This window comes from Paraburkholderia elongata, from assembly GCF_013177735.1.
In the GTDB taxonomy this organism is placed as follows: domain Bacteria; phylum Pseudomonadota; class Gammaproteobacteria; order Burkholderiales; family Burkholderiaceae; genus Paraburkholderia; species Paraburkholderia elongata.
In genome coordinates this window covers 21,467-28,611 of the sequence record NZ_WOEZ01000066.1, presented here as the reverse complement: position 1 = coordinate 28,611, position 7,145 = coordinate 21,467, and the positions used below count along the sequence as shown (strand labels likewise).

Sequence of the window (7,145 nt, the reverse complement as noted above, 5' to 3'; positions counted from 1 at the left end):
GGATTGCTGGCATCAGGCTCCTAGCGTCGCGTGTCTAGCTAGTTTCAGTAACTTCGCTTGTCCAATGTCATACCGCGGGGGAGTCCTGCTATTTCGGTCGAAAGTACGCATCCGCATGTAATGAAGCCATGACATTCATGGCGATAGAGGCGGGAATATCAGGAAGCCGACCGAATGTCGGCAGGGGCCAACAGATGGAAGGCGTTGAGCGTGCGCGAACGGCGGCTGGGCATTTAAGAACGGACGCTGGGCCCAGAAAGGCTTGAAGAGCGGCAACCGGTCGCGCGTACCCATTCGCGTGCAGCTGGAGCTGACATTCGCCGCTGCCGACGTGCGAATGTCGGGAATGCAACTGGTTGCTGCCTCACCAATGCCGACAGCCGATCGTCGAGAATGGCCGAACTGCAGTCCTTCCGTGGCACAGGAAGCGCTCGTTCGAAAGTTGAGCCTGCCCTCAGGCGCCCGAGGCAAGACAACGAATCCAACTGACCCCACCCTCGCCCCGTTTCACTGGCACAACGCGTTTCCCGCGATAGCGGGTGTTATCGCCGCGGCCGGACCATTCCGCGGTGGATTTCCCGCTGGCGCGGTGCCCTTTTAGGGACGTCGAAACCGGCATTCGTACGACCGGGGACCGACTGCCCCGTCGTTCAAGAACTTTGCATAAAAGGAATTAGCAACATTTGAACGGTCGTACTTTTATGTTCGGATTTGCTGATGGACGATTGTGATCGCGGCCGGCTACGAGTTTGGAACTTCGCGATGCGTGGGTTGAGGTCTGCCTAACGCTTTGCGCTGAAATCATGACTGTTGAGTCGAACGGGCTGGCCGGGCCGCGCCCGCATTTTTCTTTCAGCGACTGCGACAATTCGATTTCGACCATCAGCGAACGTCCTGAGCACGACTGGCATCCGCGCCCACTGGTAGCCAGAAATGCACTTCAAGTGCCTCGCGCGTAATCGCACACTCGGCGTCGCCAATCCGGCCGGACAACCGGAACGCAATTGCGCTTCCGTCTGACGACACGCCTGCGGCGAAATCAACAACGTCCATCACACACCTCGTGGATTCATTTGCGAACTTTTGCTGTTCCTCGCCTCTAAATTTACCAGAGCGCGGATGGTCACAGACTGCGGCTGCTAATACAGACTGCGGATTTGGCCGCGCGCACGCGGACGGCAGGCCATCGCCCCGGCCCTCTGCAGACCGGGTTTGACGTTTGTGGGTTACGGTTTCGTGCAAGACGGTTAGTTGCATTGATGGAATTGAGAAAGACGTGGAACGGTGAGCTCTTCCGGGAGGCACTCACTGGTTGATGTTCGTTTGCATGACTCAAGGAACTGGCGAATAAGGACGGAAAGACACGTTCGCGGTGTGGCAGAATTCTCCCCACCGTGCGGCAGCCGCAGCACGCCCGCCCCGGCCGGCAGCCGACAGTGAACTGATGGATGACCGAACCGACCGTCGACACACCGATCCGCGATGCCATTTTCGAGCACGAGATGTTCGGAGCAGGAAACACCAACTCCGGGTATCTGCTTGAAGGTATCCGCCACGTGGAAGCGACCTGGGTCTTCAGCCCCGCGGAGCTTGCGGACGAACTGAGCTGCATGGCGGAGGAAGGTCTCGTGCTGCGACGAGACGGTTTCGGCGGCGATATTCGCGAGTACTGGGAGGCGACGCGCGCTGGGCAGATAGCCCGGGAGTTGCGCTGGCAGCAATGCAAACGGCGCCATCCGGCACTGGTGTCGCGAACCGCCCCTGTGGAGGACCTCGTCATCGCAGTTATCGCGAGCGGTGGGGACGACTGCGACACGCTGGCCAGTGGCGGTCTCGTCGCGGGGGCCTTGGGGATTTACCTGTCCCGCTTAGGTGAGACGGTTTGCAGCACCACACTCGATGCCCTGGTCGTGCGGGGCCTGGTTCGCCGCGATGACGAGGATCTACTCGGCTGGCCATTCCGGTTGATGCTCACAGCGGACGGGCGGCGCCTGTACGCGCACGACGTGGTCCCGCGGCTGGGCCTGCAGCCTCCGGCGACTATCCTCGCGCCAATCGAACCCGAGCGGCTGCCGTTCGACAATCTCGGCCTCGACCCGACGCTCGCCGACAACTTGCGATATCGATGGGAGGAGGCCGGGCGATGTGCCGGAGCTCGTGCGTGGCTCGCCGCCACCGCATTGTATGCGTCGATTCTTGAGGTGGTTTTACCGGACTGGTTGGGACGGGACATTGAGCGAGCCAACGCGGCACGTGCGGCGCCGCAGGACAGGCAGCAGCGGGTGCTGCCGCTGGCGGACTGGTCACTTGCTGCGCTGATCAAGGTCACTACCGAACTCGGGTACATTGATGAAAGTCTCGGGCGCCATGCGCAAGCATTGCGCGAGTCGCGCAATCTGATTCATCCAGACCGCCAGATCCGCGAGCGCAGCACACCCGACGGCGACCTCGCTGCGATCTCCCATCGCGTCGCGCGAGCCGTGCTCGATGCGCTTGCCCGTGCGACGCCGGCACGCGGCGCTCCACTCAGCACAAAAGACTTCCCATGACGGAATAGGCAATCATCCGGCTCTCCATCGAGCGTCTTCGATACAGCGCAAGCTAACGTGAACATGCTACGTGCCCCCACCTCGATCAGTGGCGGCGATTACGCTGCGCTGTTCGGAGCGAGTCCTCGGCGATGCGAAAACCGGATATTGCAACGTAGCCGCTACAAGTCGAAAATTGGCTCACTTTAATTATGTCAAATGGATAATTTCTCGCCAACGGATTGCGGTTCCCGTTGGTTTGCATAGAACTGTTCCCGTTTTTTGCCGAATTTTGTTCCTAGCCTCTAGACCTGAACTAGGCGCCGCGTGATACCAAAAGTCCGGCTTTTCCCGCATTGCACTGGCAACCTCAGCGAGCGCCTTCATTGGTATTCAATTCGGCGTTTCACTTTCTAACTGCCGACTGGATTTTTCGGTATCGCTGACGGTATCGTCGTTGCCTGACCGGGCGGAAACCGTTGATGCGCGCAATTTTATCCAAGCGAGTGGTCAGTCGAATTGCGGCAGGCGGAGACTTCGGGAACAAGTTCGCTTCAAGAGGTTTTTCAGAAAGTTGTTCCCCGGACCAACGTTGGAGGCGTGTCGGCAACAACAGTTTTGGACAACCGGTATCGGTGAATCAACCTGCGCTTTCCTTGAAAGCTCAAGAGCACGAGGCATCTGGGGCCGATTTCTGCGGAGATACAGTCATCGTTACCGTCAAGCACTTTCCAACGCGATCCTGGCAGATCTTGCGGAAGCCATCTTAACTTCGGCCGCACCTCCGACCGGAAAGCATGCAACGCGTGCTGCAACCGCCGTGGGCCAAACGCAGTGACGAACTCCGAGGACGGACGCTGTGCTGCTTACTCAGCGCGTTGTCAGTCAGGCGAACGTCTCGTCGAGCGCCGCCTTGATATCCGCAATCAGATCGGCTGGGTCTTCGAGACCGATCGACAGACGCAGGTGACCATATTCCCGGAACACGTCCGGATAGCATTCAGATCCGCCGCGTCCCGCCTTGCCGACGTGCACGATCAGAGACTCGTCGTGCCCAAGCGATACCGCCGAGGTAATGAGGCGCAGGTTAGCCACGAAGCGATTCTGTATCTCCGGCTCGCCCTTGACGGCAAAAGCCATGACGGCGCCATACCCCATGCCACCAAACTGGCGCGACGCAAGCGCATGTTGAGGATGGGAAGGCAGTCCCGGAAACGCCACGAAGGCAATGCGCGAATCATTGTCGAGGAATTCGGCGACCCTCTGCGCGGTAGGCAGGTGCTGAGCCAAACGCAGTGGCAAGGTCACTGAGCCCCGCATGATCAGCCATGCATTGAAAGGCGAGATTGAACCACCCACGTCGACAAGCGCATCGGCCTTCAGACGGCGAATCAGTTCCGCGCGCCCGATCACGGCTCCGCCCATCGCGTCGCCATGCCCATTGATGTACTTCGTCAGTGCATGAACAACGAAATCCGCGTCATGTTCAAGGCCGCGAAACATCGGCGGGGGCGTAAATGTTGCGTCGATGGACAGCATGGCGCCGGCATCGTGTGCGATCTTTGCAAGCGCCTCTACGTCCGCCACCTTCGTGGTCGGATTGGCAATCGTCTCGGTGTGGATCAGCTTCGTGTTCGGACGTACGGCGTCGCGTACCGCAGCGAGGTCGCCGATGTCCACGAACGTCGCTTCAATACCGTACCGTTGCGGAAGCAGCTCACTGAAAAGACGCCAGACAGCCTCATACGTTACGTCGCTGACCACGACATGATCGCCACTCTTCAGGAACGTGAAGAAGATCGCATGCAACGCAGCAACACCCGTGCTGAAAACGGCTGCATCCTCACCGCGCTCCATTGCGGCAAGCTTGCGCTCGAGGCAAAGCTGATTGTGGCCAGAATTGCGGGTATAGAACAGCGTTTGGGAATCCGACCAGTCGAGTGAAGACGGGTCATCGGGCAACTGGTACGAGTTCGCCATCACGATCGGCGTACGGATCGCGCCCGTCGTGGCGTCAACGACGTTCCCGGCATGTACTGCCTGACTGGCGAAAGAAAGGCTTGCCGGTTCGTCCTTATCAGGCCGTTGCTGACTGTTCATGGTTGCCATACGCCGCCTTCCTGATGCACACGACCTTCGGTTGAGTCATTTCCTCGTACGCAAATCTGACACCTTCGCGGCCGAGGCTTCCGTACTTGAATCCCCCGAACGGCATGGCGTCGAATCGATAGTCTGACGAGTCGTTGATCATGACCCCGCCAGCCTCCAGCCTGTCGGCCGCCTTGAGCGCGGCATGCAGATCATTTGTGAAGATGCCGGCATGCAGACTGTATTCGGCGCTGTTGGCGAGCGAAAGCGCCTCATCCAGCGTGTCAATCCGCTGAAGAACGACAACCGGGCTGAATATCTCCTGCTTCCACAGGTCGCATTCGAAGCTGACGTCCTCAAGTACCGTTGGCGCGTAAAGCGAACCGTCCTGAGTATTGCCGCACAGCAGTGTGGCTCCCTGACTGATCGCGGCATCCACCACGCGTCTCGTGCGAGCCGCCGACTGAGCCGTGATCATCGGCCCGACGTCCGTGTCAGGCAACGCGGGATTGCCCGTCTTGAGTACTTTGGTGCCGGCAACGAAACGCGTCCTGAACGCGTCATAGATGGACGACTGAACCAGAATGCGTTGCGTGCCAATACAGTTCTGACCGGCGGCCCAGAACGCTCCAGACACGCACGACGTAGCAGCGTCCTCAAGGTCGCAGTCGTTCAGAACGATGACGGGCGCATTACCGCCCAGATCCATCGCAAGCTTTTTGAGGCCTGCGGAGCTGGCTATTCTCTCGCCGGTTGCGAATCCACCGGTAAAGGAAATCATTCTGACGTCCCGGGATGAGACGAGTGCTTCGCCGAGCGCTGCGCCACCCGTCGCGACCGACACGACGTTCGGTGGCATGCCGGCCGCCACCAGATATCCGACGAGCTTGATCGCCGACAGCGGCGTAAGTTCGGACGGTTTGAGAACGACGGCATTGCCGCCGGCAATCGCCGGCCCGAGCTTATGCGCAACCAGGTTGAGTGGATCGTTGTACGGCGTGATCGCAACGATAATGCCGAGCGGTTCACGGGTGAACCATCCCTGGCGGTTTTCCGATCCACCATACGCGTCGAACGGCACGACCTCGCCAGCGTTTCGACGCGCCTCATCAGCGGATAGCTTGAGGGTGTTCACGCAACGTAGCACTTCCTTTCGGGCCTGCTTGATCGTCTTGCCCGCTTCCGCGACGATGAGATTCGCAAAGGCGTCGCCATCACGCTCCACGAGCGATGCGCAGGTTTCGAGCACGCGAGAGCGTTCATGACGGGACAGGCTACGGCAAACGCGCGCGCCCTCCTTCGCGGTCTGGATCAGCACTTGCGCGCCTTCCGGCGGAATGTTCACGACCGTGCCGACTTCGACGCCATCGAAGGGATTGGTGACCGAGATGAAGCCGGGCGATGAGTCAATGGGGAATGCGGAATTCATTTCGAAGCGCCTGCGTCCTTTCTTGCGAATGCGGAAAATGTCGGAAAGTGTCGGAAACCAACGCGCAAGCCGTTTTTGCGCGTCTCGCGTCCGGTCCTGTCTAGAGCGTAAGCGAGCCCTCCACCGATGTGACGCAGGAACCGCCCACGCGCACATTCCCGTTCGCATCCACGCTTACCTTGATTCGTCCATCTCGACCGACGCACCGTCCCTGAGCCGCCACGTAATCTGTTCCGCCGGGCGGCAACAGTCCACGCTGCCACTGGAAAGCAGCCACGCTGCCGTTGCCGCTTCCGCAGACAGGATCCTCCTCCACGCCACAGGACGGCGCGAAGGTACGCACTTCGATTGCCGCATCGTCTCCATGCTCGCGCGCGCCGAATACGGTCAGGCCCGTGACGCCGAGGCGGCGCTCCAGCTCCGCCAGCCTCGCGAAATCCGGCTGAAGATTGAGTACGGAAGCGGCATCGTTCAGATGCGCCACGATCCAGATGGCGCCGACATTCACGATGCCTGGCGCAGTCTTGAGGTCCACTTTGCAGCCTAGGATAAGCTCCAGCTCTGTCACGTCTGCGGCGTGCAGCGGGTCCAGCTTTGCAGGTGGCAGGTTGAACGTGAGCTGGCGGTCTGCGCCTCGCTCTTCGATCGTCAATTCAACGAGGCCGATGCCGCATTGTTGAATCAATCGACCGCTTTCGCGCGGCGCGACACGCCCCGCTTCCACGATTGCGTGAGCACTACCCAGAGTCGGATGTCCGGCGAAGGGAAGCTCGCTACGCGGCGTGAAGATCCTCAAGAGATAGTCGGCCCCGGCTGTTGTGGGCGGAAGGACAAAGGTCGTTTCTGACAGGTTGGTCCAGCGCGCGACCGCTTGCATCGCGTCAGTGGTCAGGCCCTCCGCGTCCAGTACCACGGCCACCGGATTGCCCAGAAGCGGCCTCGCGGTGAAGACGTCAACCACTCTATAAGATCGTTTCATGTTCGCCTCGTCTGACTCGCGTGGACATCTGGGCATTCTTTGGATGCAAGTGCAACACACACATCGTAGCCCGTGCCGCCCAACCGTAACAGTCACAGTTTTTCGCTCGTTAGACCATTAC

Annotated in this window: 5 protein-coding genes; 1 reads left to right on the top strand and 4 read right to left on the bottom strand. The window is 59.9% G+C overall.

All coding sequences use genetic code 11. The features are described 5' to 3' along the window. Positions 1–882: 882 nt before the first annotated feature. Positions 883–1,053, bottom strand: coding sequence for a hypothetical protein (locus GNZ13_RS53825; protein WP_328807228.1), 171 nt, complete (start codon positions 1,051–1,053; stop codon positions 883–885). A 395-nt stretch (positions 1,054–1,448) separates the two neighbouring features. Here GNZ13_RS53825 and GNZ13_RS13515 point away from each other — a divergent pair, with 395 nt between their 5' ends. After that, entirely contained in the window at positions 1,449–2,549 is a 1,101-nt protein-coding gene (locus tag GNZ13_RS13515; RefSeq protein WP_172164821.1) for a hypothetical protein, read from the top strand. A gap of 864 nt (positions 2,550–3,413) precedes the next feature. Here GNZ13_RS13515 and GNZ13_RS13510 read toward each other — a convergent pair. The 3 genes from GNZ13_RS13510 to GNZ13_RS13500 all read right to left on the bottom strand — a co-directional run bounded on the left by GNZ13_RS13510 (position 3,414) and on the right by GNZ13_RS13500 (position 7,024). Then, positions 3,414–4,637 (bottom strand): trans-sulfuration enzyme family protein, encoded by a 1,224-nt coding sequence (locus tag GNZ13_RS13510; protein WP_172164818.1) that lies wholly within the window; start codon positions 4,635–4,637, stop codon positions 3,414–3,416. Then, entirely contained in the window at positions 4,606–6,045 is a 1,440-nt protein-coding gene (locus tag GNZ13_RS13505; protein ID WP_172164815.1) for an aldehyde dehydrogenase family protein, read from the bottom strand. Before GNZ13_RS13505 ends, GNZ13_RS13510 begins: the two co-directional genes overlap by 32 nt. A 100-nt stretch (positions 6,046–6,145) precedes the next feature. Then, positions 6,146–7,024 (bottom strand): PhzF family phenazine biosynthesis protein, encoded by an 879-nt coding sequence (locus GNZ13_RS13500; RefSeq protein WP_172164812.1) that lies wholly within the window; start codon positions 7,022–7,024, stop codon positions 6,146–6,148. Positions 7,025–7,145 lie beyond the last annotated feature (121 nt).